The following is a 23502-nucleotide window of genomic DNA, read 5'->3' on the forward strand; positions in this document are numbered from 1 at the left end:
AGGGGACGGCGGGCTGGCCGCCGGTCGGGGCCGCGCCGGGGAACTGCTGTCCGGGTGTGCCCGTCTGGGGTCCGTGCGGGCCCTGCTGCCCCTGGGAGGGGAAGCGCTGCTGTGCTCCCGATGGTCCCTGCGGCCCGTGTTGCCCCTGAGCCGTGGGCGGCTGCTGGGGTCCCGGGGGCATCCCGGACTGTCCCGCCTGGGGGCCGGGGGTCCCAGGCGGCCCGTAGGGATCCTGCCCGGGCGTACCCGGCTGGTATCCCTCCTGCCCCTGCGGCGGGAAGGGCTGGTGTCCGGACGCGTACCGGCCCTGGTCGGCGTAGGGGCTCGCGGGCGGCTGGGGGAGGCGGCCGTGGGATCCGGGCGCGTCGTGTGCGGGTCTGGGCCCCGATGTGGAATCCTGGCCCTCGGAAGAGCCTGGCGCTGATCCGAGGAGGTCCTGGCCGTCACCGCTCTCCGGACCGGTGGGGTGACCGTCGGGACCGTGCTGGGGCGGGTTCGGATACGTGCTGATGGGAGTCTCCGAGGGCTGTGGAGGATGTGGGCTGGACCGCGGGGGACCGGGTCCGTGACCAGATCCGCGCCGTGGTGTCCGTGGCACCGTCCCGTCGGCGCGGATAAGCTGCCGGTTCCGGGTGCCGAGGCGACCGTGACGGGTGTCTCCAAGGTGCGTGTCAGGGCTCGTCGTGCTCTGCGGAGACCGGCCTTCCGGTGCAAGAGTAGCCAACGCGCGGACGCGGACAGGACGAAGCACTCCCGGCGACAGGCATAATAAAAGGCGGAGAGGTCACGGATGTGACCCCGTGCCGGCGCTTTCCCCGCCGAGCGTGGTCCTGCCGGTCTACCCCGCCGCTGGCTTTGACCTGCGCTGCGGTGGCCAGGTAGGATATTCCGTTGTTGTGCGTTGAGTTGCCGTGGGCCCCGGACTGTCGGGCGCCGATCCACGCACCATCGTCTGCGCACTCACCTCCGGATCGTCCTGATTGGCATGGGCATCCGGCCAAGTAACGCCCCGCAAACCCGCGGGAGTGTTTCGTAAAACGAGTCCTCCATCCCGCCCGTGGGATGGGGCAGCCGACTGAAGAGCGAAGGCAAACGATCGTGCGCACATACAGCCCCAAACCTAGCGATGTCCAGCGTCAGTGGCACGTTGTCGACGCTACCGATCTCGTGCTCGGGCGTATGGCGAGCCAGGTTGCCACGCTTCTCCGGGGCAAGCACAAGCCCTACTACGCGCCCCACATCGACACCGGCGACTTCGTGATCGTCGTGAACGCCGACAAGGTCGCGCTCACCGGTAACAAGCTGGAGCAGAAGCGGGCCTACCGTCACTCCGGTTACCCGGGCGGTCTGCGTTCGGTCGCATATGCCGACCTGCTGGAGAAGAACCCGGAGCGCGCCATCGAGAAGGCTGTCAAGGGGATGCTGCCCAAGGGCTCCCTCGGCCGCCAGATGGGCAAGAAGCTCAAGGTGTACGCCGGTCCGGAGCACCCGCACCAGGCCCAGCAGCCGGTTCCGTTCGAAATCAGGAAGATCGAGCAGCCCGCCTAGGCGTTCGCGAGACTTACAGGAAGCACGAGGATAACCGTGTCCGAGCCCACCGGCATCGAAGACGTCGCGCAGGAAGTCGCTGACAACCCGGAGGAGTTCCCCTCCGAGTACACCAGCGAGTCCGACGAGACGGTCGCCGCCTACGTCCCCACCGCGTCCGGCCCCAGCGCCGGCACCGGCCGCCGCAAGGAGGCCATCGCCCGCGTCCGCATCGCTCCCGGTTCCGGTGAGTGGAAGATCAACGGCAAGCCCCTTGAGGTCTACTTCCCGGACAAGGTCCACCAGCAGACCATCAAGGACCCGCTCGTCTCCCTCGGATTCGACGGCGCCTACGACGTCTTCGCCCGCCTGAACGGCGGCGGCACCAGCGGCCAGGCCGGCGCGCTGCGCCACGGCATCGCCCGTGCGCTGGCGTCCCTGGACCCGGAGAACAACCGCCCGACCCTGAAGAAGGCCGGCTTCCTGACCCGCGACTCCCGTGAGGTGGAGCGGAAGAAGGCCGGTCTCAAGAAGGCGCGCAAGGCTCCTCAGTTCTCCAAGCGCTAGTGCTCATGCGCCGGCGCTCGCTCGGCTGAGTTTCCGCCCGTACGTCGCTCCTGTTCGCAGGACGCGGCGTACGGGCGTTCTTGTTTTCCCGTGGCCTCCTCGCCACGTCGTTCTCCACCGGCGCCGGACGCGGCGCCGTTCTCGAAAGGGGCTGTCGCCTGTGGCTCGGCTGTTCGGAACAGATGGTGTCCGCGGTGTCGCTGGTCGGGACCTGACCGCAACGCTCGCTCTGGATCTGTCCATCGCGGCTGCGCGCGTACTGGCGCGCGACACCGGTGATCGTCGGCCGCTGGCCGTCGTGGGACGCGACCCGCGCGCGTCGGGGGAGTTCCTGGAGGCCGCCGTGGTCGCCGGTCTGGCGAGCACCGGGGTCGACGTCGTACGGGTGGGCGTGCTGCCCACGCCGGCCGTGGCCTTCCTCACGGGCGACCTGGGCGCCGACTTCGGCGTCATGCTCTCGGCCAGCCACAACCCCGCGCCCGACAACGGCATCAAGTTCTTCGCCGGGGGCGGCCAGAAGCTCGAGGACGCCCTGGAGGAGGAGATCGAGGGCATGCTCGGCGTGCCCGCCAACCCGGTCGTCGGTGACCGCGTCGGCCGGGTCAGCGACTCCCTGGACGGGGCCGACCGCTACGTCCAGCACATCCTGGCCTCGCTGCCGCACAGCCTCGACGGACTCAAGGTCGTGGTGGACTGCGCCAACGGCGCCGCCGTGCAGGTGGCGCCCGAAGCCCTGCGGCGCGCGGGGGCCGAGGTCGTGGCCATCGGCGACGAGCCGGACGGCTACAACATCAACGAGGGCTGCGGCTCCACGCACCTGGAGCGCCTCCAGCAGGCGGTGCGCACCCACGGCGCGGACGCGGGCATCGCCAACGACGGCGACGCCGACCGCTGCCTGGCCGTGGACGCCGAGGGCGTCGTGGTCGACGGCGACCAGATCCTCGGCATCCTGGCCACGGAGGCCAAGGAGGAGGGGCGGCTGGTCGAGGACACCCTCGTCGTCACGGTCATGTCCAACCTGGGGCTGAAACTCGCGATGAGCCGCGAGGGCATCCGCGTGGTGGAGACCGCGGTCGGCGACCGGTACGTGCTGGAGGCCATGAAGAACGGCGGGTTCGGCCTGGGCGGCGAGCAGTCCGGCCACGTGATCCTGCTGGACCACGCCACGACCGGCGACGGCGTGCTGACCGGCCTGCACCTGCTCGCCGCCATGGCGCGACGCCGGCTGGGCCTGGCGGAGCTGGCCAAGGTGATGACCCGCCTGCCGCAGGTGCTCATCAACGTGCCCGACGTGGACCGGTCGAAGGTCGGCGAGAGCACGGAGCTGGCGGAGGCGGTGGCCCTGGCCGAGGCCGAGCTCGGCGAGACCGGCCGGGTGCTCATCCGCCCGAGCGGGACCGAGCCCAAGGTGCGCGTGATGGTCGAGGCCGCCCAGCAGGACCAGGCGCAGGCGGTGGCCGAGCGGCTGGCCGGAGTGGTGCGCTCGGCCCTGGCCTGACGCGCGACGCGTCGCACGCGCGCTCGGGCAGAAGCGGGCCCGGGCGCGCGTTGTGCTGTGCAGAGGGGTCCGGCACGGGGGCGGTTGCCTCCGGCCGACAGGCCCGGGATCGGTGGAGTGGAGCGGTCACGATGACGGACGCAGGGCGGTCGGACGACCTCACGATCGGGGTGGACATCGGCGGCACCAAGGTCGCCGGGGGCGTGGTCACGCCCGAGGGCCAGGTGCTGGCCCGCATCCGGACGGAGACCCCCGACCGCAGCAAGAGCCCCGCGGTGGTCGAGAACACGATCACCGAGGTGGTCGCGGACCTGCGCCGCGAGTACGAGGTGGGCGCCGTGGGGGTCGGCGCGGCCGGATTCGTGGACGAGCAGCGCGCGAACGTCCTGTTCGCGCCGCACCTGTCCTGGCGCCGGGAACCGCTGCGCGACTCCCTGAGCGCGCGGCTGGACCTGCCGGTGGTCGTGGAGAACGACGCGAACGCCTCGGCCTGGGCGGAGGTCCGGGCCGGTGCGGGCCAGGGCGTGGACCACGTCGTCGTGGTGAACCTGGGGACCGGGATCGGCGGCGCGGTGGTGCTGGGCGGCCGGCTGCACCGCGGACGCTACGGCCTGGCCGGTGAGTTCGGGCACATGACGGTGGTGCCGGGCGGCCACCGGTGCGAGTGCGGCAACCGGGGCTGCTGGGAGCAGTACGCCAGCGGCAACGCGGTGACCCGCGAGGCCAGGGAGCTGGTGCGGGCGGAGTCGCCGGTGGCCAGGGTGCTCCACCAGGCCGTGGGCGGGGACACCCGCCTGATCACCGGGCCGCTGGTCAGCGAACTGGCGAGCAAGGGCGACCGGGCGTGCGTCGAGCTGCTGGACGAGGTCGGGACGTGGCTGGGCACCGGCCTGGCGAACCTGGCGGCGGCCTTCGACCCGGAGATGTTCATCATCGGCGGGGGCGTCTCGGAGGCGGGGGAGCTGCTGCTCGGCCCGGCCCGGTCCGCGTTCGAGCGCAACCTGACCGGGCGGGGCTACCGGCCGACCGCGCGCGTGGTGGCGGCGCGGCTGGGCAACGAGGCGGGCCTCATCGGCGCCGCCGCCCTCGCCCGCGAGGCACTCGCGGAGTAGAGCGGAGCCTCCAGTCGATCGGCATGGCCGTGCCGTGTGGCGGCCTACCGTCGACTCAGGGCCTTGACCTCGATGTCGATGGGGAACGGGACATCGAGCTTGAGGCGCTCCCGAGCGATGGTGGTCGGGACGTACCTCGGGTCCCGCGTCCCGTCGAGCTCGAAGACATGGATCGCGGGACCCTGCTCCTCCCGCTCGATCCGCCAGAAGTGCGGGATCCCGGCCAGGGCGTACTTGAGGGGCTTGGTGGTCCGGTCGCGGTCCTGGGATTCCTCGGACACGATCTCCACGGCGATGAGAACGTCCTCGGGCGGAACGTGGGTGGCCTTGTACCAGTCGAGGTGTTCGTCGTCTTCGTTCTCGTAGCGGTAGACGAGGACATCCGGCTCAGGCCTCTGGTGCTTGCCCAGCTTCATGGTCATTTCGTGCATGACGCCGATGCCGTCAGGTGCGGAATCCTCCAGTGCGTTCGCCAATCGCCGCATGATGACGGCATGGAAGTGGGTCTGGGGGGACAACAAGATGAGCGCTCCGTCGATGAGTTCCATCCGGGGGGCGCCCGGAGGGAGCTTGTCCATGTCGTCGGCGGTCCAACCGCCGGGCGGGGGCGTGAACCAGGCGGGGAGCGGCTCAGCGGTCATCGAATCCTCCCGGGTCGATTCCTGAGCCCACTCTAATACCGCTGCTCTTGTCATGGCAGGAACGTAGCGCTCTGTGACGGGCCGTGGGTGCGGCTTCTCGAACATGTTCGATAAGGGGCGAACCGAAACCGGCCGGGTGTCAGTCGGTCAGGGTGAGCTCGAAGGAGTAGCGGGCGGCCCGGTAGACGTGCGAACCCACCTCGACCACCTTCCCGACGTCGTCGTAGACGGTGCGGTCCATCGTCAGCAGCGGCGCGCCGCGCGACTCGTCCAGCACGCGGGCCTCGGCCGCCGTGGCGTTGCGGGCCCCGATGCTCTGGGAGGCGATCTTCAGGGAGACGCCCGCGGCGCGCAACAGCTGGTAGAGGCCCTGGTGGGCCAGCTTCTCCTCGTCGAGGGCGACCAGTCCCACGGGGACGTAGTTGTGCATGAGCGCGAGCGGCTCGTCCCGGGTGTAGCGCAGCCGTTCGATGACGTAGACCTCGGTGTCCGGCGCGACCTCCAGCGACGTGGCGATCGCGTCCGGCGGCGCCTCCACCGCCAGGCGCAGGACCTCGGTGCGGGGGTGCTCGCCCGCGCGGGTCAGGTCGTCGTAGAGGCTGGAGAGCTGGAGCGGTCGGCGGACCCGCGGCATGACCACCTGCGTGCCCACGCCGCGCTTGCGCACCAGCAGCCCCCGGTCGACCAGGTACTCGATGGAGCGGCGCAGGGTGGGGCGGGAGAGCCCGAGCCGCTCGGCGAGCAGGAGTTCGTTCTCCAGACGGGTGCCGACGGCGATCTCCCCGGTCGTGATGCGCCGTTCGAGCTCCTGTGCGACCTGGAAGTACAGCGGCACGGGGCTGCTGCGATCGATCGCGATCGACAGCGGGGTCTCGGTCACGGGTGCTTCCGTTCGTCGTCGGGGGCCGGAGGGGCGGTGCCCTCCCTCCATCAGTGTAAGGATGCCCGCTTGTCTTGTAGTTCATACGTCCATATGTCTAGACAAAGTATTGACATCCCGGTTTCGCCTGGGTGAACATGGAGCCGTGGCTGTGACACACGGAACAGCCGGATGAGAGCCAGGGCACCGAAGGGGTGGTCATGCGCGTAGGACTGGTGGGAACCGGCCGCATCGGCGAGTCGCACGCGGCGGCCATCGCCCGGCGGTCCGAGGTCGACGAGCTCGTCCTCGCCGACGTCGACACCGGCCGGGCGCGCGAGGTCGCGGGCCGCGTCGGGGCGCACGTGGCCGGGTCGATCGAGGCCCTGCTGCACCCCGCCGCCGTCGACGCCCTCGTCGTCACCGCCGCCACCAGCGCGCACGCCGAGCTGATCCTCGCCGGCGTCCGGGCCGGCACCCCGGTGTTCTGCGAGAAGCCGGTCGCGCCGACCGTCGCCGAGACCGTCGAGGTCCTGCGGGAGGTCGACAAGCGCGAGGCGCTGGTGCACATCGGGTTCATGCGGCGCTTCGACGCCGGATACGCACGGGCCCGCCGGGCCCTGGCCGACGGCGAGCTGGGCACCCTGCACCGCGTCCACGCCGTGACGTGCGACGCCGCACCGCCGCCCGCCGCCTACATCCCCACCTCCGGCGGCATCTTCCGGGACTGCCACGTGCACGACTTCGACATCCTGCGCTGGGTCACCGGCGCGGAGGTCGTGGAGGTCCACGCCTACGGCGCCAACCGGGGCGCGCCGTACTTCGCCGAGTCCGACGACGTGGACACCACCGCGGCCGTGCTGCGCCTGAGCGACGGGACGCTCGCCACCCTCCAGGGCTCCCGCTACAACGGCGGCGGCTACGACGTGCGGATGGAACTGGCCGGAACGGCCGGGACCATCGCGGTCGGCCTGGACGAGCGCGCGCCGGTGCGCTCCGCCGAAGCCGGGGTCGACTTCCCCTCCCAGAGCCCCTGGCAGGAGTTCTGGTCCCGGTTCCGGCCCGCCTACGAGGCCGAGATCGCGGCCTTCCTCCAGGCCGTCCGCGACGGTGGCCCCAGCCCCTGCACGGTGGCCGACGCCCTGGAGGCGGTCCTGGTGGCCGACGCGGCCGACCGCTCGCGTCGCGAGGGCCGTCCCGTGCTCGTCGAGGAGGTCCGGCCGTGAGCTCAGTCGTCGACGTCGGCGCGGGGCGCGGCCGTGGTGCCCCGCACGATCAGCTCCGGCTCCAGCACGCTCGACCGCGGTGGCAGCGAGGGCCGGTCCAGGCGCTCGATGGCCAGGCGCACGGCCTCCCGGGCCAGCCCGACGGAGTCCTGGCGCACGGTCGTCAGCTGGATGTGCGCGAGCCCGGCCAGCGGGATGTCGTCGTAGCCGATCAGGGAGATGTCCTGCGGCACGCGGACACCCGCGCGGGTGATGGCGTCCAGGAAGCCGATCGCGGAGCGGTCGTTGCTGGCGAACAGCGCGGTGGGGACGCGCCCCTCGGCGAGCAGCCGGTGCGCGGCCTCGGCGCCCGAGGCCTCGGTGTGGTCGCCCGGCAGCACCCTGATGTGGTCGGCCAGGCCGGCGGCGCGCATCCGGTCGCGGTAGGCGCGCCTGCGCTCGACCGACCCGGCGCCGCCACCGCCGTCCAGGTGGGCGATGTCGCGGTGGCCCGTCCCCAGGAGGTGGTCCAGCGCCAGCCGCACGGCCCTGCCCTCCGCCGTGTTGACGATGTCGACCCGCGTGCCGGGGAAGCGGCGTCCCACCGAGACCACGGGTACCCGTTCGACCAGCTCCTCCAGGAAGCCCGCGCTGGTCTCGGGACCCAGCAGGACCAGGGCGTCGCAGCGGTGTCCGAGCAGGGCGCCGACCGCCTTCTCCGAGTGACGGGTGGGCGCGTGCGCCGACAGCACGAGGTCGTAGCCGACCTGCTCGGCCTCGGCGTACATCGCCTCCACCAGGTCGGCGTGGAAGGTGTTGTGCACAGTGAGCATGACGCCGAGGACCCGGCTGCGGGAGCTCGCCAGGGTGCGCGCGGCCAGGTCCGGCCGGTAGCCGATCTCCGCCGCGGCCGCCAGGACGCGCTCGCGGGTACTGGCGCTGGCGCCCGGAACGCCGCGGAAGACCACGGAGACCAGGGCGCGCGAGACCCCGACCCTGGCGGCGACGTCCTCCATCGTCGGCCGACGCCCGTTCGGCGACGGCTCGGCGGACTCCGGTGTGCCGTCGGCGCCCCCGCCTCGACCCTTCACGTGGTCTCCTCCCATTCCTGCCCTCTTGTACCAGAACCGGAGGGAAACGGTTGACACATGGTGTGCCGTGGATCACTCTTGCACAGACTAGAGCGCTCCACTAGAGCGCGCTAGGGCGACAACCCGCCCGGTGCGCGCCAGAACCTCCCCACCCGGCCTTGAGGGCCGTCGGCCCGTCCGGGCCCCGATCGAAGCAAGGAAGAGAACTACCGGTGCAGCGCTACCTACGGAGGTACCAGTGAACGGCAGTGCGAGCCGCCGCCCCGACGCGCCCTTCGAGGTCGTCACGATGGGCCGTGTCGGCGTCGACGTCTACCCCGAACAGACCGGGGTCGGCCTGGACGCGGTGCGCTCCTTCGGCAAGTTCCTCGGCGGAAGCCCCACCAACGTGGCCGTCGCCGCGGCGCGGCACGGGCGCCGGACGGCCGTGGTGACCCGCACCGGCGACGACCCCTTCGGAACCTTCGTCCACCGGGCACTGCGCGGGTTCGGCGTGGACGACCGCTACGTCGCACCGGTCGCCGGGATGCCCACCCCCGTCACGTTCTGCGAGATCCACCCCCCGGACGACTTCCCCCTGTACTTCTACGGCCGGGACCCCAGCGCCCCCGACCTGCGGGTGCGCGCCGACGAGCTGGACCTGGACGCGATCGCCGCCGCGGACGTGTTCTGGGTGACGGTCACCGGGCTGTGCCAGGAGCCGAGCCGCACCGCCACGCTGGAAGCGCTCAGGGCCCGGGACGGCAGGGGCATCACCGTCATCGACCTCGACTACCGGCCGATGTTCTGGTCCTCCCGCGAGGAGGCCCGGCGCTGGGTCGCCCAGGCGCTCCCCCACGCCACGGTCGCCGCGGGCAACCTCGACGAGTGGGAGACCGCCGTCGGCGTCCGCGACCCCCGGGCCGCGGCCAAGGCCGGGCGCGACGCCGGGGTGGACCTCGCCGTCGTCAAGCAGGGGCCCGAGGGCGTGCTCGCCGTCGACGGCACCGGCGCGGTCCAGGTCCCGCCCGTCCCGGTCGAGGTCGTCAACGGCCTCGGCGCGGGCGACGCCTTCGGCGGCGCGCTCTGCCACGGACTGCTCAGCGGATGGGACACCGAGCGCGTCATGCGCTTCGCCAACGCGGCGGGCGCCATCGTCGCCTCGCGGCTCTCCTGCTCCGACGCCATGCCCACCTCCGCCGAGGTCGAGGCCAAGCTGGGGGAGACCGCCCATGTCGGCTGACGTCCTTCGCACCATCGTCGAGACCCGTCTGCACAACCCGGGCGCGATCGCCGAGGCCGCGGCCGGGCGGGTGCGCCCCGCCTCCCCGGTGGGACCGGGCGGCAAGGCGATGATCGTCGCCGCCGACCACCCGGCGCGCGGCGCCCTGCGCTCGGGCAGCCGGCCGATGGCCATGGCCGACCGCGCCGACCTGCTGGACCGGCTGCGCACCGCGCTGGCCCGCCCCGGCGTCACCGGCGTGCTGGCGACCGCGGACATCCTGGAGGACCTGCTGCTGCTGCGGAACCCGGACGGCTCGGGCGTGCTCGACGGCAAGTCGGTCTTCGGATCGATGAACCGCGGCGGCCTGGCCGGCGCCGCCTGGGAGATCGACGACCGGTTCACCGGCTACGACGCGGCCGGGATCGCCCGCATGGGCTTCGAGGGCGGCAAGATGCTGCTCCGCCTGGACTACGACGACGACCGCACGGTCCCCACCCTGGAGAACTGCGCCAGGGCGGTGAACGAACTGAACGCCGCCCGGGTCACCGCCATGGTCGAGCCGTTCATCTCCGCCCGCACCGACGGGATGATCCGCAACGACCTGGGCCCGGACTCGGTCGCCCGCTCCATGGCCATCGCCTCCGGACTCGGCAACACCTCGGCCTACACCTGGCTCAAGCTCCCCGTGGTCGCCGAGATGGAGCGGGTCATGGCCACCTCCACCCTGCCGACCGTCCTGCTGGGCGGCGAGCTGTCGGAGGACCCCGACGCCGCGTTCGCCCGCTGGGGCGAGGCGCTCAAACTGCCCAACGTCATCGGCCTGACCGTGGGCCGGTCCCTGCTGTACCCGGCCGACGACGACGTCGTGGCCGCCGTCGACACCGCTGTGGGGTTGCTGTGAGCTCGAACGACAAGCACTACCTGCCCGCGGGGAGCACCGCCGCCCCGCCCTTCCGTACCGTCGTCACCCCCGAGACGGCCGGGTGGGGCTACTCCGGCCTGCGCGTGCTGGAACTGGCGCCCGGCCAGGCCCAGGAGATCGCCACCGGTGACGCCGAGACGCTCGTCCTGCCGCTCAACGGCGGCTGCTCGGTGACGGTGGACGGACGGGAGTTCGCCGTCACGGGCCGACGGTCGGTCTTCACCCGCGTCACCGACTTCGTGTACCTGCCGCGCGACGCCCGCGCCATCGTCTTCAGCGCGTCCGGCGGCCGGTTCGCGCTTCCGTCGGCGCGCTGCGGTCGGCGCCTGGAGCCGCGCTACTGCCCGGCCGAGGACGTGCCGGTCGAGCTGCGCGGCGCGGGCCAGTCCAGCCGCCAGGTGAACAACTTCTGCACCCCCGGCACCCTGGAAGCCGACAAGCTCATCGCCTGCGAGGTCCTCACCCCCGGCTCCAACTGGTCCTCCTACCCGCCGCACAAGCACGACGAGGCGACCGCGACCGAGTGCGAGCTGGAGGAGATCTACTACTTCGAGGTCGCCGAGGGCCCGGAGGGCCCCGGCATCGGCTACCAGCGGGTCTACGGCACCGAGGAGCGCCCCATCGACGTCTTCGCCGAGGTGCGCTCGGAGGACGCCGTCCTCATCCCGCACGGTTGGCACGGCCCCTCGATGGCCGCGCCCGGCTACGACCTCTACTACCTCAACGTCATGGCCGGCCCCGGCCAGGAGCGGGCGTGGCGGATCTGCGACGACCCGGCGCACGGCTGGGTCCGCCGCACCTGGGCCGACCAGGACACCGACCACCGCCTCCCGCTCACCTCCACCGAGGAGAAGGGGGAGCGGGCGCGATGACCGACTCCACCGGCACCCCGACCGTCCGCCTGACCACGGCCCAGGCCCTGGTCCGGTTCCTCGCCGCGCAGTACAGCGAGCGCGACGGCGTCGAGCAGCGGTTCGTCCCCGGCGTGTGGGGCATCTTCGGGCACGGCAACGTCGCCGGCCTGGGCCAGGCGCTGCTCCAGGCCGCCAGGACCGGCGAGGCCGACCTGCCCTACTACCTGGCCCGCAACGAACAGGGCATGGTGCACGCCGCGGTCGGCTTCGCCAAGACCCGAAACCGGCTGCAGACCTTCGCGTGCTCGGCCTCCACCGGACCCGGCTCCACGAACATGGTCACCGGTGCGGCGCTGGCCACCACCAACCGCGTTCCGGTCCTGCTGCTGCCCAGCGACATGTTCGCCACCCGCCACCCCGACCCGGTGCTCCAGCAGCTGGAGGACACCCGCGGCGGCGACGTCACGGTCAACGACGCGCTGCGGCCGGTGTCCAAGTACTTCGACCGGATCACGCGGCCCGAGCAGCTCGTCCCGGCCGCCCAGGCGGCCATGCGGGTCCTGACCGACCCGGTCGAGACCGGCGCGGTCACCCTGTGCCTGCCCCAGGACGTGCAGGCCGAGGCCCACGACTGGCCGACGGCGTTCTTCCGCAAGCGCGTGTGGCACATCGGCCGCCCGCTGCCCGAGCCCGACGCCCTGGCCCGCGCCGCCGCGGTGATCCGCGGGGCCGAGCGGCCCCTGCTCGTCGCCGGCGGCGGCGTGGTCTACTCCGAGGCCGAGGCCGCGCTGCGCGCGTTCGCCGAGGCCACCGGCATCCCGGTCGCCGACACCCACGCGGGCAAGGGCGCACTGCCCTGGGACCACGACCGGGCGGTCGGCGGGGTCGGGTCCACCGGAGCCCGGAGCGCCAACGAACTGGCCCGCGAGGCCGACGTGGTGATCGGTGTCGGCACCCGGTACAGCGACTTCACCACCGCCAGCCACACCGTCTTCGCCGAACCGGACGTCGCCTTCGTCAACCTGAACGTGGCACGGCTCGACGCCGCCAAGCACGCCGCCACCCAGCTGGTGTGCGACGCGCGCACCGGCCTGGAGGCGCTGCGCGGCGAACTGGACGGCTGGCGGGTCGCCGACGGCCACCTCGCCCGCAGCCGGGAGCTGGCCCAGGAGTGGGCGCGGGTCACCGACGCCTGCTACGCGGTCGACCACGGCCCCCTGCCCGCCCAGACGGCCGTGCTCGGCGCGCTCAACGACGTGCTCGACGACCGCGACGTGGTCATCAACGCGGCCGGGAGCATGCCGGGCGACCTGCAGATGCTGTGGCGGGCGCGCGACCCCAAGGCCTACCACGTGGAGTACGCCTACTCCTGCATGGGCTACGAGGTGGCCGCCGGAACCGGCGTCAAGATGGCCGACCCCTCCCGCGAGGTCGTCGTCCTGGTCGGCGACGGCTCCTACCTGATGATGGCCCAGGAGATCGTGACCATGGTCTCCGAGGGGCTCAAGGTCATCATCGTCCTCGTCCAGAACCACGGCTTCGCCTCGATCGGGTCGCTGTCGGAGTCGCTCGGCTCCCAGCGCTTCGGCACGAAGTACCGCTACCGCGACCCGCAGAGCGGTCAGCTCGACGGGTCCGTCCTCCCCGTCGACCTGGCCGCCAACGCCGCGAGCCTGGGCGCCCACGTCATCCGCGCGCAGGGGATCAAGGAGTTCCGCGCGGCCCTGGCCGAGGCCAAGGCGGCCGACACCACCACGGTCGTGCACATCGAGACCGACCTGGAGGGTCCCAACCCGCCCGGCAGCGCCTGGTGGGACGTGCCCGTCAGCCAGGTGTCCGAGCTGGACAGCACCCGCGAGGCGTACCGGACCTACCGCTCCCACCAGCAGGGACAGCGCCACTACCTGTGACGCCCTCCCGGAAGAAGGAAACGACAGTGAAGACCGTTCAGCACTGGATCGACGGGGCCGCGACCTCCGGGGCCTCGACCCGCACCGCACCGGTGTGGGACCCGGCCACCGGGCGGCAGCAGGCCGCCGTCCTGCTCGCCGAGCCCTCCGACGTCGACGCCGCCGTCGCCGCGGCGGCCAAGGCCTTCGAGAGCTGGGGCGACTCCTCCCTCACCAGGCGCACCCGCGTGCTGTTCTCCCTGCGAGAGCTCCTGGCCAAGCACGAGGACGAGATGGCGCGGATCATCGCCGCCGAGCACGGCAAGGTGATCGACGACGCCCGGGGCGAGATCGTGCGCGGCCGCGAGGTCGTGGAGTACGCGTGCGGCATCATCAGCGCGCTCAAGGGCGGCTACTCCGACCAGATCTCCACCGGGATCGACAGCTTCGACTTCCGCCAGCCGCTCGGCGTGGTCGCCGGCATCACCCCGTTCAACTTCCCGATCATGGTGCCGCTGTGGATGCACCCGGTCGCGATCGCCTGCGGCAACACCTTCGTCCTCAAGCCCAGTGAGCGCGACCCCTCGGTGTCCAACTTCGTCGCGCGGCTGTACGCCGACGCCGGACTGCCCGACGGCGTGTTCAACGTGGTGCACGGCGACAAGACCGCCGTCGACGCGCTCCTGGACCACACCGGCGTCGAGGCCGTCTCCTTCGTCGGCTCCACGCCCATCGCCAGGTACGTGCACGAGCGCGGCACCGCCGCCGGCAAGCGCGTGCAGGCCCTGGGCGGCGCCAAGAACCACGCGGTGGTCATGCCCGACGCCGACCTGGAGTTCGCCGCCGACCACCTGACCGCCGCCGCGTTCGGCTCCGCCGGCCAGCGCTGCATGGCCATCTCCGCCGCCGTCGCCGTGGGCGAGGCCGCCGACGCCCTGCTGCCGGTGCTGGCCGAGAAGGCCGCGGCGATCAAGGTCGGCCCCGGCCAGGACGCCGCCAACGAGATGGGCCCGGTCATCACCGCCCAGGCCCGCGAACGGGTCGCCTCCTACGTGGGCTCGGGCGAGGCGCAGGGCGCCGCCGTCGTGGTCGACGGCCGCGACCTGAAGGTGGAGGGCCACGAGGAGGGCTTCTTCGTCGGCCCGTCCCTGCTCGACCGGGTCACGCCCGACATGGACGTGTACAAGGACGAGGTCTTCGGGCCCCTCCTGGTCGTCGTCCGCGCCGCGGACCTGGACGAGGCGATCGAGCTGATCAACGCCAACCCGTACGGCAACGGCACCGCCATCTTCACCGGCGACGGCGAGGCCGCGCGCCGCTTCCAGCGCGGCGTGACGGTCGGGATGATCGGCGTCAACGTGCCGATCCCCGTCCCGATGTCGCACTACTCCTTCGGCGGCTGGAAGGACTCGCTGTTCGGCGGCAGCCACATCCACGGCCCCGAGGGCGTGCGCTTCTACACCCGCGCCAAGGTCGTCACCAGCCGGTGGCCGCACGTCGACCGCTCGGTCGAGGCCGCCTTCAACTTCCCGTCCCACGGCTGAGACCCGTCCGGAGCGGTAGCCGCCGCGCCGGACCCCGCTTCACCTCCCGACGCGTTCCCCGAAACGAGGCAGACATGACCGACCGACTGGTCCTCGGATCCGCACCCGACTCCTGGGGCGTGTGGTTCCCCGAGGACGAGCACCAGACGCCGTGGCACCGGTTCCTCGACGAACTGTTCGAGGCCGGGTACGAGTGGCTCGAACTGGGCCCCTACGGCTACCTGCCCACCGACCCCGCCCAACTGGCCGACGAGGTGGGCCGGCGCGGACTGAAGGTCTCCGGCGGCACGGTGTTCGGCAACCTGCACGACCCGTCTGCCTGGGACGACACGGTCGCCACCGTGCGCAGGGTGGCCGAGCTGACCGCCGCCGTCGGGGCGCACCACCTGGTGTTCATCCCGCCCATGTACCGGGACGAGAAGACCGGCGAGTTCAGCGAGTCGCCCACGCTCGACGACGGCCAGTGGCGCAACCTGCACCGGTCCGCCGACGAGCTCGGCAGGATCCTGCTCAACGACTACGACGTGCGCCTGTGCCTGCACTCGCACGCCGACACCCACATCCAGACGCAGCCCGAGATCGAGCGCTTCCTCGACGGAACCGACCCCGACCTCGTCTCCCTGTGCCTGGACACCGGCCACGTCGCCTACGGCGGCGGGGACGCGGTGGACCTGATCCGCCGCTACTCCGAGCGCGTGGACTACGTGCACATCAAGCAGATGGACCCCGAGGTCATCCGGCAGGTCAACGAGGAGAAGCTCGGCTTCGGCGAGGCCGTCAAGCGCGGGGTGTGCGTGGAGCCCCCCGCCGGGGAGCCCGCGCCCGCCGCGGTCCTCGACGCGCTGCGCGAGGTCGACGCCCGCCTCTTCGTGATCGTCGAGCAGGACCTGTACCCCTGCGAGCCGGAGGTCCCGCTGCCGATCGCGGTGCGGACCCGCAAGTACCTCAACAGCTGCGGATTGGGGGCGCGCCACCAGAAGGCCTGACACCGCCACACCACGCTGAGCCGCCCCGGAGGTGGCTCCCCGCAAGTCGCGTCCGCCCCTCGTGACCTCCTTTTTCGCAGTACAGCACATCCCCCTGACCGACAAGAGGTCGAAAGATGAAGCGCAACACCACCTACACCGCACTGCTCGCGGGCGCCGCGAGCCTGATGTTCGCCGCGACGGCGTGCAGCTCGGAAGGAGGCCGCGAGGAGGCCGCCGACGAGGCCGTCGAGACCCCGGAACTCACCATCGCGATGATCACCCACGAGGTCCCGGGTGACACGTTCTGGGACATCATCCGGTCCGGAGCCGAGGACGCCGCCGCCAAGGACAACATCACCCTGGAGTACGCCTCCGACCCGGAGGCGGGCGAGCAGGCCAGCCTGATCCAGAACGCGATCGACCGGGAGGTGGACGGCATCGCCGTCACCCTGTCGAAGCCGGACGCGCTGGAGGGGGCCATCGCCGACGCCGAGGCGGCGGGCATCCCGGTGGTCGCGTTCAACGCGGGCATCGAGGACTGGGCGGACCTGGGCGTCCAGCAGTACTTCGGCACCGACGAGCACCTGGCGGGGACCGCCTTCGGCGAGCGCCTCAACGACGTCGGGGTGAACAAGGCCCTGTGCGTGATCCAGGAACAGGGCCACGTCGCCCTGGAGACCCGCTGCGCCTCCCTGGGCGAGGCCTTCGAGGGTGACTCGGAGGTGCTCTACGTGGACAGCGCCAACATGCCAGAGGTCCGCTCCAGCATCGCCGCCAAGCTCCAGGAGGACGACGAGATCGAGTACGTCGTCACGCTGGGCGCCCCGATCGCCATGACCGCGATCGACGCCATCGACGACGCGGGCAGCGACGCCACGGTCGCCACCTTCGACACCAACGCCGAGCTCGTGGGGGCCATCCAGGACGGACTCGTCCAGTGGGCCGTCGACCAGCAGCCGTACCTGCAGGGCTACCTGGCCGTCGACTCCCTGTGGCTCTACAACACCAACGGCAACATCTCCGGCGGCGGCACCGAGCCCGTTCTGACGGGCCCGGCGTTCATCGACGAGACCAACATCGACGCGGTCGCCGAGTACGCCGAGAAGGGAACCCGGTAGTCATCATGAGTCAGCTCCTGACTCCGAAGGCGCCGCCCCCCGCGGGGGGCGGCGCCGAGAGGAACCTGCGGGTGCACCGCAGGTCCGCGCTGCGCACGTTCATGACCAGGCCCGAGGTGGGGTCCCTGGTCGGCGCGATCATCGTGTTCACGCTCTTCTTCTCGGTCTCGGACACGTTCCGTACGGGCGGCGCGCTCGCCACGATCCTGTACGCGAGCTCCACCATCGGCATCATGGCCGTGGGCGTGGCCCTGCTGATGATCGGCGGCGAGTTCGACCTGTCCGCCGGCGTCGCGGTGATCTCCTCCGGCCTTGCCGCCTCGATGTTCTCCTGGTACTTCGCGGTGAACGTGTGGGTCGGCGCGGCGTTCGCGCTGGCCGTCTCCCTCGCCATCGGATTCCTCAACGGGTGGATCCTGGTCCGTACGAGACTGCCCAGCTTCCTGGTGACGCTGTCGATGTTCCTGATGCTCCAGGGGCTCAACATCGCCATCACGAAGCTGATCACGGGCCAGGTCTCCACGACCAACATCTCGGACATGGACGGCTTCGACTCCGCGCGGGCCGTGTTCGCGTCGAGCTTCTCCGTCCTGGGCGTCGACGTCCGGATCACCGTGCTGTGGTGGCTGGTGTTCGTCGGGCTGGCCACGTGGGTCCTGATGCGGACCAGGGTCGGCAACTGGATCTACGCCGTCGGCGGCAACCAGGAGAGCGCCAGGGCGGTCGGCGTGCCCGTCGCCAAGGTCAAGATCGGCCTGTTCATGACGGTCGGCTTCATGGCCTGGTTCTCCGGCATGCACCTGCTCTTCATGTTCAACACCGTGCAGTCCGGTGAGGGCGTCGGCAACGAACTGCTGTACATCATGGCCGCGGTCGTGGGCGGGTGCCTGCTCACCGGCGGCTACGGGACCGTGATCGGCGCCGCGATCGGCGCGTTCATCTACGGCATGACCCGTCAGGGGATCGTCTACGCCGGCTGGGACAACAACTGGGTGTTCTTCTTCGTCGGCGCGATGCTCCTGCTGGCCGTCGTGGTCAACGGCTGGGTCCGCACACAGGCGAACAAGAGGTGAGCGAGGTGAGCACCGTGACGAGAACCGAGACGACGCCCCGGGCGGACGCCGGTGCGGGACCGGAGGCGGCCCCGCTGCTCGAACTGGAGGGGGTCGGCAAGACCTTCGGCCACATCCGCGCCCTGGACGGGATCAGCCTGACGGTCGGCGCCGGAGAGGTCACCTGCATCCTGGGTGACAACGGCGCGGGCAAGTCGACGCTGATCAAGATCATCGCCGGGCTGTACAAGCCCACGTCCGGCCGGTACCTGGTGGACGGCGAACCCGTCGACTTCTCCTCGCCGCGCCAGGCGCTGGACCGGGGGATCGCCACCGTCTACCAGGACCTGGCGATGGTGCCGCTGATGCCGGTGTGGCGCAACTTCTTCCTCGGCTCGGAGCTGCGCAAGGGGGTCGGCCCCTTCCGGATGCTCGACTCCGTCCGGATGCGGCGCATCGCCGACGAGGAGCTCAAGAAGATGGGCATCGACCTGCCCGACATCGAGGCCCCGGTCGGCAACCTGTCCGGCGGGCAGCGCCAGGTCGTGGCGATCGCCCGCGCGGTCTACTTCGGCGCCCGCGTGCTGATCCTGGACGAGCCGACGGCGGCGCTGGGCGTCAAGCAGTCCGGCGTGGTCCTGAAGTACGTCAACGCGGCGCGCGACGCCGGGCTCGGCGTCATCTTCATCACGCACAACCCGCACCACGCGTACCTGGTCGGTGACCACTTCGCGGTGATCAAGCTCGGCGAGATGGAGCTCGACCAGCCCAGGTCGGCGCTGACCCTGGACGACCTGACCCACCACATGGCGGGCGGTGCCGAGCTGGACGCCCTCCAGCACGAACTCAAGCGGGGCGAGGCCCCCGAGGTCGAACCGCCGCACGACGCCGGGCGCGAGGGACCCGACGTCCAGACACGCTGACCGGACCACACCGGCAGTATCCGAAGGCACGTCCGTAGAGAGGCGAGATCGATGACCGTCAAGGTAGGTGTGATCGGCACCGGGTGGATCGGGGCCGAGCACATCCGCAGGATCAGTACCCGCGTCGGCGGCGCCGACGTGGTCGCGGTGACCGACATCGACGCCGACCGCGCCGCGCGGGCGGCCGGGGGCGTCGGGGCCCGGGTGCTGGCCACCGGCCAGGAGGTGGTGGAGGCGGCCGACGTCGACGCGGTGGTCGTCACGTCCTGGGGGCCCGCGCACGCCGAGTCGGTGCTGGCGGCCGTGGCCGCGGGCAAGCCGGTGTTCTGCGAGAAGCCGCTGGCCACCTCGGCCGATGACGCCCAGCGCATCCTCGACGCGGAGGCGGCGCACGGTTCCCGCCTGGTCCAGGTCGGCTTCATGCGGCGCTTCGACGCGGGCTACCGGCAGATGAAGGAGGTCGTCTCGTCGGGCGGCATCGGCACCCCGCTGATGGCGCACTGCGTGCACCGCAACCCGACGGTCCCCGAGAGCTACCACTCGGAGATGGCCTCGCAGGACACCGCCGTGCACGAGATCGACGTGCTGCGCTGGCTGCTGGACGACGAGATCTCCTCGGTCCAGGTGCTCACGCCGCGCTCCACCGAGCGGCGCTTCGAGCACCTGCGCGACCCGCAGATGCTCCTGTTCGAGATGGCCGGCGGCGCGCGGGTCGACCTGGAGGTGTTCGTCAACTGCCAGTACGGCTACGAGATCGGCTGCGAGATCGTCGGCGAGGAGGGCACGGTCCGGCTCCCGGAGATCCCGGGCGCGGTCGTGCGCTCCGCCGGGCAGCTGAGCACCCCGGTCCTGCAGGACTGGGTGCAGCGGTTCGCCGCCGCCTTCGACACCGAGTTCCAGGACTGGATCGACGAGGTGGCCTCGGGCACGCCGACCACGGGCCCGAACGCCTGGGACGGCTACGCCGCGACGGTCGTCACCGACGCCGCCGTGCGCGCGCTGCACTCGGGCGCGGTCGTCGAGACCGGCATCAAGGCCCGGCCGGCGTTCTACGCCTGAGAGGAAGACGGACAACCGATGAAGATCGCGATCGACCCGTTCATGTTCCGGGGCCTGCCGATGGCCGAGATGGTCCGGACCGTGGCGGACATGGGCTACTCCTACATCGAGCTGTCGCCCCGAGCGGAGTTCATGCCCTTCTTCCAGCACCCCCGGGCGGACGACGCGCGGGTGGCCGAGCTGCGCTCCGTGCTGCGCGAGACCGGGGTGGAGCTGTCCTCGATCCTGCCGCTGTACAAGTGGTCCAGCCCCGACGAGGCCGAGCGCCGGGACGCCGTCCGCTACTGGAAGCGGATGATCGAGGTGGCCGTCGAACTGGGCGTGCCCCTGATGAACTCCGAGTTCAACGGCCGTCCCGAGCGGGCGGCCGAGAGCGAGGGGGCCTTCTGGCGGTCCATGGAGGAGCTGCTGCCGATCTTCGAGCGCGAGGGCATCGCCCTCAACCTCGAAGCGCACCCGGACGACTTCTGCGAGGAGAACGACCCCGCGGTCGACCTGGTCCGCGCGATCAACCGGCCGTGGGTGAACTACCTGTACTGCGCTCCGCACACCTTCCACCTGTCGGGCGACGAACCCGGGGCGGACGTCCGCCGGATGATGGAGTACGCGGGCGACAAGCTGCGGCACGTCCACATCGCCGACTCGTTCGATCACAAGGGGTCGTCGGGGCTGCGGTACATCCTCAACCCGCCCGGAACGCCCGCGCGGATCCACCAGCACCTGGACATCGGCCAGGGGGAGGTGGACTGGGACGTGTTCTTCCAGACCCTGCGCGACCTGGACTTCGACGGCGTGGCCACGGTGTGCGTGTTCGCGTGGGAGGAGCGGGCGCGAGCGTCCTCGGAGTTCATGCTCGACCGGGTCACCAGGGAACTGGTGGCCTGACCCGGACGCCGGGGCGTCAGGTCGGCCGCGCACGCGGCCGAGGGGCGCGACGACCCCGGCCGGGTGCCGCGACCGGACAGCCTCCGGTCGCGGCACCCCTCGCCCGCCCGCGGGGACGTCGTGCTCGGCGACGCCCCCGGGGCTTTGGCGCGGAAGATGCCGTGAGTTCCGCTACCGGCCGGAAACATGCGGGTTCAGGTGTGCTTTTGTAGGGTGGCCGGACTACCGCGGGTGGTTCCGGGCTCACGGCCCGACGGCACCCCCGGCCCGCCCCCTCCCCTGAAGAGAAGCCGGACGCGATGACCCGCACGTCTCATCCGCCGCGACTGCGACGAAGCGAGGCCCGCCGACTGGCGCGGCGCCGCCGACGACTGATGGTGGCGGCGCTGGCCTGCTCGGTCGCCGTCGTCGCGTTGATCGGAGTCCTGGTCGCGATCCTGATGGCCCAGGAGCCCGCCCGCCCCGAGCCGGGGGCCGCCGCCGACTCCCGCGACCACCAGGTCGGGGACCTGCCCTCCGACGGGCCCTCGTCGGTGCCGTCCCCCGCCCCCACGGCCTCCGCGAGCCCCAGCGCCTCGCCGTCGCCCTCCGCGTCCCCGTCCGCCTCCGCGTCGCCCTCGCCGTCCGCGTCCCCCTCGGACGACGAGGACGCGGAGCCGAGCCCGGAGACCGGGGAGTCCGAGCAGGACACGGCTCCCGAGCCCGCACCCGAACGACCCGACCCCGAGCCCGAACCGGAGCCTGCGCCCGAGCGCCCCGCCGACCCGTCGGAGGAGGAAGAGGAGGACCCGGCCGACGACCCCGAGGAGGGCCTCCCGTGGTGGCCGTGGAGCTGACCGCGGGACCGGGGCGACGGCGTCCGGCCACGAAGGCGCGCGCAATTGACCGAACCCGGTTCTAGTCTGGGAGGTCCTTCGTCTGTAGAGTGCGGGCCATGGATCTGAACGGAATCTCCGCCCTCGTCTCGGGCGGCGCGAGTGGCCTGGGTGAGGCCACCGCCAGGGAACTCGCCGCAGCAGGCGCCACCGTCGTCATCGCCGACCTCAACGCCGACCGCGGCGAGGCGATCGCCAAGGAGATCGGTGGCGTCTTCGTCTCCACCGACGTCTCGCAGGAGGACCAGGTCAAGGCCGCGGTCCAGGCCGCCGCGGACACCGGCAAACCCTTCCGGGCGGCCGTCTCGTGCGCCGGGATCGCCTGGGCGACCCGCACGGTCGACCGCCAGGGTAACCCGCACGACCTGGACAGCTACCAGAAGGTCATCCAGGTCAACCTCATCGGCACGTTCAACGTGCTGCGCCTGGCCGCGGCCGAGATCGCCAAGACCGAACCGCTCAACGAGGACGGTGAGCGCGGCTCCATCGTCAACACCGCCTCCCTCGCGGGCATCGAGGGCCAGATCGGCCAGATCGCCTACTCGTCCTCCAAGGGCGGTGTGATCGGCATGACCCTGCCCGCGGCCCGCGACCTCGCGGCCGTCGGCATCTCCGTCAACACCATCGCCCCCGGCATCCTGGAGACGCCGATCTACGGCGAGGGCGAGGGGGCCGAGGAGTTCAAGAAGCGCCTGGCCGCACCGATCCCCTTCCCCAAGCGCATGGGCACCGCCGCCGAGTTCGGCAAGCTCGCCCGGGCGCTGATGGAGATCAGCTACGTCAACGGCGAGGTCGTCCGCATCGACGGCGCCCTGCGCATGCCGCCGAAGTAGGGGGTCCACCGTGTCCGACGAGGTTCTGTACTCCGCCGAGGACGGCGTCGCCGTCATCACCATCAACCGGCCCAAGGCCAAGAACGCGGTCAACGCGGCGGTCGCCGCGCAGGTCGCCGAGGCGCTCGACGACCTCGACGCCCGCAAGGACCTGAGCGTCGGCATCATCACCGGCGCGGGCGGCACCTTCTGCGCCGGCATGGACCTCAAGGCGTTCATGCGGGGCGAGGTCCCCGTCGTGGAGGGCCGCGGGTTCGGCGGGTTCGCCCAGCGCGGGCCGCGCAAGCCGCTGATCGCGGCCGTGGAGGGCTACGCCCTGGCGGGCGGGTTCGAGGCCGTGCTCGCCTGTGACCTGGTCGTGGCCGCCGAGGACGCCAAGTTCGGCATCCCCGAGGTCAAGCGCGGCCTGGTGGCGGGCGCGGGCGGACTGCTGCGCCTGCACCACCGCATCCCGCGCAACATCGCCATGGAGTTCGCTCTGACCGGCGACTTCGTGGGCGCTCCGCGCCTGGCCGAACTGGGCCTGGTCAACGAGGTGACCGCCTCCGGCGGCGCCCTGGAGGGCGCCCGCGCGCTCGCCGCCCGCATCACGCCCAACGGGCCGCTCGCCCTGCGGGTGTCCAAGGAGATCATCGCCTCCTCGGACGACTGGTCCACCGAGGAGATGTGGGACCGGCAGAACGAGCTGGCGGGCCCGGTGTTCGTCAGCCAGGACGCCATGGAGGGCGCCACCGCGTTCGCGGAGAAGCGCGCTCCGGTGTGGAGGGGCGAATAGCTCGGGCGCCTGGAGAACGGGAACCTTCGCGCCTTGCGGTGCACTCCCTCGTTCCTCGGGAGTGCACCTTCAGGCCCTCCAGAACCCCGTCGGCGCCCTCG

The 23502-nt window shown here is 71.7% G+C and carries 22 protein-coding genes and 1 pseudogene; 19 read left to right on the plus strand and 4 right to left on the minus strand.

What is annotated here, in order from left to right; all coding sequences use genetic code 11:
• A pseudogene (locus tag ADL05_RS31685) lies at window positions 1-181 on the minus strand (hypothetical protein); the annotation flags it as partial.
• 917 nt (window positions 182-1098) lie between these two features.
• Between ADL05_RS31685 and rplM the strand changes: the two are divergent.
• The 4 genes from rplM (at window position 1099) to ADL05_RS08485 (ending at window position 4704) form a co-directional block, all read left to right on the plus strand.
• On the plus strand, window positions 1099-1548 hold the full coding sequence (gene rplM, locus ADL05_RS08470; protein ID WP_053616342.1) for a 50S ribosomal protein L13: 450 nt from the start codon (window positions 1099-1101) through the stop codon (window positions 1546-1548).
• A gap of 36 nt (window positions 1549-1584) precedes the next feature.
• On the plus strand, window positions 1585-2094 hold the full coding sequence (gene rpsI, locus ADL05_RS08475; RefSeq protein WP_053616324.1) for a 30S ribosomal protein S9: 510 nt from the start codon (window positions 1585-1587) through the stop codon (window positions 2092-2094).
• 160 nt (window positions 2095-2254) lie between these two features.
• Window positions 2255-3592, plus strand: coding sequence for a phosphoglucosamine mutase (glmM, locus tag ADL05_RS08480; protein ID WP_053616325.1), 1338 nt, complete (start codon window positions 2255-2257; stop codon window positions 3590-3592).
• Between the two features lie 131 nt (window positions 3593-3723).
• The gene (locus ADL05_RS08485; protein WP_053616326.1) at window positions 3724-4704 is read left to right on the plus strand and encodes an ROK family glucokinase; all 981 of its coding nucleotides are present in this window, start codon (window positions 3724-3726) and stop codon (window positions 4702-4704) included.
• A gap of 44 nt (window positions 4705-4748) precedes the next feature.
• On the opposite strand, the gene ADL05_RS08490 is transcribed toward ADL05_RS08485, so the two are convergent.
• Window positions 4749-5345, minus strand: a complete 597-nt coding sequence (locus ADL05_RS08490; protein ID WP_053616327.1) for a Uma2 family endonuclease — start codon at window positions 5343-5345, stop codon at window positions 4749-4751.
• A 139-nt stretch (window positions 5346-5484) separates the two neighbouring features.
• Window positions 5485-6225 carry a GntR family transcriptional regulator gene (locus ADL05_RS08495; protein WP_053616328.1) on the minus strand — a complete coding sequence of 247 codons (741 nt, stop codon included), beginning with the start codon at window positions 6223-6225 and terminating at the stop codon, window positions 5485-5487.
• A 200-nt stretch (window positions 6226-6425) separates the two neighbouring features.
• On the opposite strand from ADL05_RS08495, the gene ADL05_RS08500 reads away from it, so the two are divergent.
• Window positions 6426-7430, plus strand: coding sequence for a Gfo/Idh/MocA family oxidoreductase (locus ADL05_RS08500; RefSeq protein WP_053616343.1), 1005 nt, complete (start codon window positions 6426-6428; stop codon window positions 7428-7430).
• A gap of 2 nt (window positions 7431-7432) precedes the next feature.
• On the opposite strand, the gene ADL05_RS08505 is transcribed toward ADL05_RS08500, so the two are convergent.
• Window positions 7433-8500, minus strand: coding sequence for a LacI family DNA-binding transcriptional regulator (locus ADL05_RS08505; RefSeq protein WP_231640665.1), 1068 nt, complete (start codon window positions 8498-8500; stop codon window positions 7433-7435).
• A gap of 289 nt (window positions 8501-8789) precedes the next feature.
• Here ADL05_RS08505 and iolC point away from each other — a divergent pair, with 289 nt between their 5' ends.
• From iolC to ADL05_RS08575, 14 genes are all read left to right on the plus strand, one after another.
• Window positions 8790-9722: a 5-dehydro-2-deoxygluconokinase gene (iolC, locus tag ADL05_RS08510; protein WP_053616344.1), complete on the plus strand. Its 933-nt coding sequence runs from the start codon at window positions 8790-8792 to the stop codon at window positions 9720-9722.
• Window positions 9712-10605, plus strand: a complete 894-nt coding sequence (locus ADL05_RS08515) for a hypothetical protein (RefSeq protein WP_053616330.1) — start codon at window positions 9712-9714, stop codon at window positions 10603-10605. Before iolC ends, ADL05_RS08515 begins: the two co-directional genes overlap by 11 nt.
• Complete coding sequence (iolB, locus tag ADL05_RS08520; protein WP_053616331.1) at window positions 10602-11498, plus strand: 5-deoxy-glucuronate isomerase; 897 nt, start codon at window positions 10602-10604, stop codon at window positions 11496-11498. The genes ADL05_RS08515 and iolB overlap by 4 nt, the downstream gene beginning before the upstream one ends.
• Window positions 11495-13390, plus strand: coding sequence for a 3D-(3,5/4)-trihydroxycyclohexane-1,2-dione acylhydrolase (decyclizing) (gene iolD, locus ADL05_RS08525; protein WP_053616332.1), 1896 nt, complete (start codon window positions 11495-11497; stop codon window positions 13388-13390). The genes iolB and iolD overlap by 4 nt, the downstream gene beginning before the upstream one ends.
• Before the next feature lie 26 nt (window positions 13391-13416).
• Window positions 13417-14913: a CoA-acylating methylmalonate-semialdehyde dehydrogenase gene (locus ADL05_RS08530; protein WP_053616333.1), complete on the plus strand. Its 1497-nt coding sequence runs from the start codon at window positions 13417-13419 to the stop codon at window positions 14911-14913.
• Between the two features lie 74 nt (window positions 14914-14987).
• Window positions 14988-15899 (plus strand): TIM barrel protein, encoded by a 912-nt coding sequence (locus ADL05_RS08535; RefSeq protein ID WP_053616334.1) that lies wholly within the window; start codon window positions 14988-14990, stop codon window positions 15897-15899.
• Between the two features lie 116 nt (window positions 15900-16015).
• The gene (locus ADL05_RS08540) at window positions 16016-16999 is read left to right on the plus strand and encodes a substrate-binding domain-containing protein (protein ID WP_053616335.1); all 984 of its coding nucleotides are present in this window, start codon (window positions 16016-16018) and stop codon (window positions 16997-16999) included.
• A gap of 5 nt (window positions 17000-17004) precedes the next feature.
• Window positions 17005-18072 (plus strand): ABC transporter permease, encoded by a 1068-nt coding sequence (locus ADL05_RS08545; RefSeq protein WP_053616336.1) that lies wholly within the window; start codon window positions 17005-17007, stop codon window positions 18070-18072.
• 14 nt (window positions 18073-18086) lie between these two features.
• Window positions 18087-18974 carry an ATP-binding cassette domain-containing protein gene (locus ADL05_RS08550; RefSeq protein WP_053616345.1) on the plus strand — a complete coding sequence of 296 codons (888 nt, stop codon included), beginning with the start codon at window positions 18087-18089 and terminating at the stop codon, window positions 18972-18974.
• A 51-nt stretch (window positions 18975-19025) separates the two neighbouring features.
• Entirely contained in the window at window positions 19026-20033 is a 1008-nt protein-coding gene (locus tag ADL05_RS08555) for a Gfo/Idh/MocA family protein (RefSeq protein WP_053616337.1), read from the plus strand.
• An 18-nt stretch (window positions 20034-20051) separates the two neighbouring features.
• Window positions 20052-20918: a sugar phosphate isomerase/epimerase gene (locus ADL05_RS08560; RefSeq protein ID WP_053616338.1), complete on the plus strand. Its 867-nt coding sequence runs from the start codon at window positions 20052-20054 to the stop codon at window positions 20916-20918.
• Window positions 20919-21217: 299 nt separating this feature from the next.
• Window positions 21218-21754, plus strand: coding sequence for a hypothetical protein (locus ADL05_RS08565; protein ID WP_156365768.1), 537 nt, complete (start codon window positions 21218-21220; stop codon window positions 21752-21754).
• A gap of 98 nt (window positions 21755-21852) precedes the next feature.
• A complete protein-coding gene (locus ADL05_RS08570) occupies window positions 21853-22626 on the plus strand; it encodes an SDR family NAD(P)-dependent oxidoreductase (protein ID WP_053616340.1) in 774 nt (257 codons plus the stop codon).
• A gap of 10 nt (window positions 22627-22636) precedes the next feature.
• A complete protein-coding gene (locus ADL05_RS08575) occupies window positions 22637-23401 on the plus strand; it encodes a crotonase/enoyl-CoA hydratase family protein (protein ID WP_053616341.1) in 765 nt (254 codons plus the stop codon).
• Window positions 23402-23502 lie beyond the last annotated feature (101 nt).

Origin of the sequence: Nocardiopsis sp. NRRL B-16309 (assembly GCF_001279585.1) — a bacterium.
Lineage (GTDB): Bacteria > Actinomycetota > Actinomycetes > Streptosporangiales > Streptosporangiaceae > Nocardiopsis.

What these genes read in the sequence shown, in the direction of transcription:
- ADL05_RS08490 (WP_053616327.1), bottom strand. Translation starts at nt 5,345, where the DNA reads ATGACCGCTGAGCCGCTCCCCGCCTGGTTCACGCCCCCGCCCGGCGGT.
- ADL05_RS08570 (WP_053616340.1), top strand. Translation starts at nt 21,853, where the DNA reads ATGGATCTGAACGGAATCTCCGCCCTCGTCTCGGGCGGCGCGAGTGGC.
- ADL05_RS08485 (WP_053616326.1), top strand. Translation starts at nt 3,724, where the DNA reads ATGACGGACGCAGGGCGGTCGGACGACCTCACGATCGGGGTGGACATC.
- iolD (WP_053616332.1), top strand. Translation starts at nt 11,495, where the DNA reads ATGACCGACTCCACCGGCACCCCGACCGTCCGCCTGACCACGGCCCAG.
- ADL05_RS08545 (WP_053616336.1), top strand. Translation starts at nt 17,005, where the DNA reads ATGAGTCAGCTCCTGACTCCGAAGGCGCCGCCCCCCGCGGGGGGCGGC.
- ADL05_RS08565 (WP_156365768.1), top strand. Translation starts at nt 21,218, where the DNA reads ATGACCCGCACGTCTCATCCGCCGCGACTGCGACGAAGCGAGGCCCGC.
- ADL05_RS08540 (WP_053616335.1), top strand. Translation starts at nt 16,016, where the DNA reads ATGAAGCGCAACACCACCTACACCGCACTGCTCGCGGGCGCCGCGAGC.
- ADL05_RS08500 (WP_053616343.1), top strand. Translation starts at nt 6,426, where the DNA reads ATGCGCGTAGGACTGGTGGGAACCGGCCGCATCGGCGAGTCGCACGCG.
- ADL05_RS08535 (WP_053616334.1), top strand. Translation starts at nt 14,988, where the DNA reads ATGACCGACCGACTGGTCCTCGGATCCGCACCCGACTCCTGGGGCGTG.
- iolC (WP_053616344.1), top strand. Translation starts at nt 8,790, where the DNA reads ATGGGCCGTGTCGGCGTCGACGTCTACCCCGAACAGACCGGGGTCGGC.
- ADL05_RS08555 (WP_053616337.1), top strand. Translation starts at nt 19,026, where the DNA reads ATGACCGTCAAGGTAGGTGTGATCGGCACCGGGTGGATCGGGGCCGAG.
- ADL05_RS08515 (WP_053616330.1), top strand. Translation starts at nt 9,712, where the DNA reads ATGTCGGCTGACGTCCTTCGCACCATCGTCGAGACCCGTCTGCACAAC.
- ADL05_RS08560 (WP_053616338.1), top strand. Translation starts at nt 20,052, where the DNA reads ATGAAGATCGCGATCGACCCGTTCATGTTCCGGGGCCTGCCGATGGCC.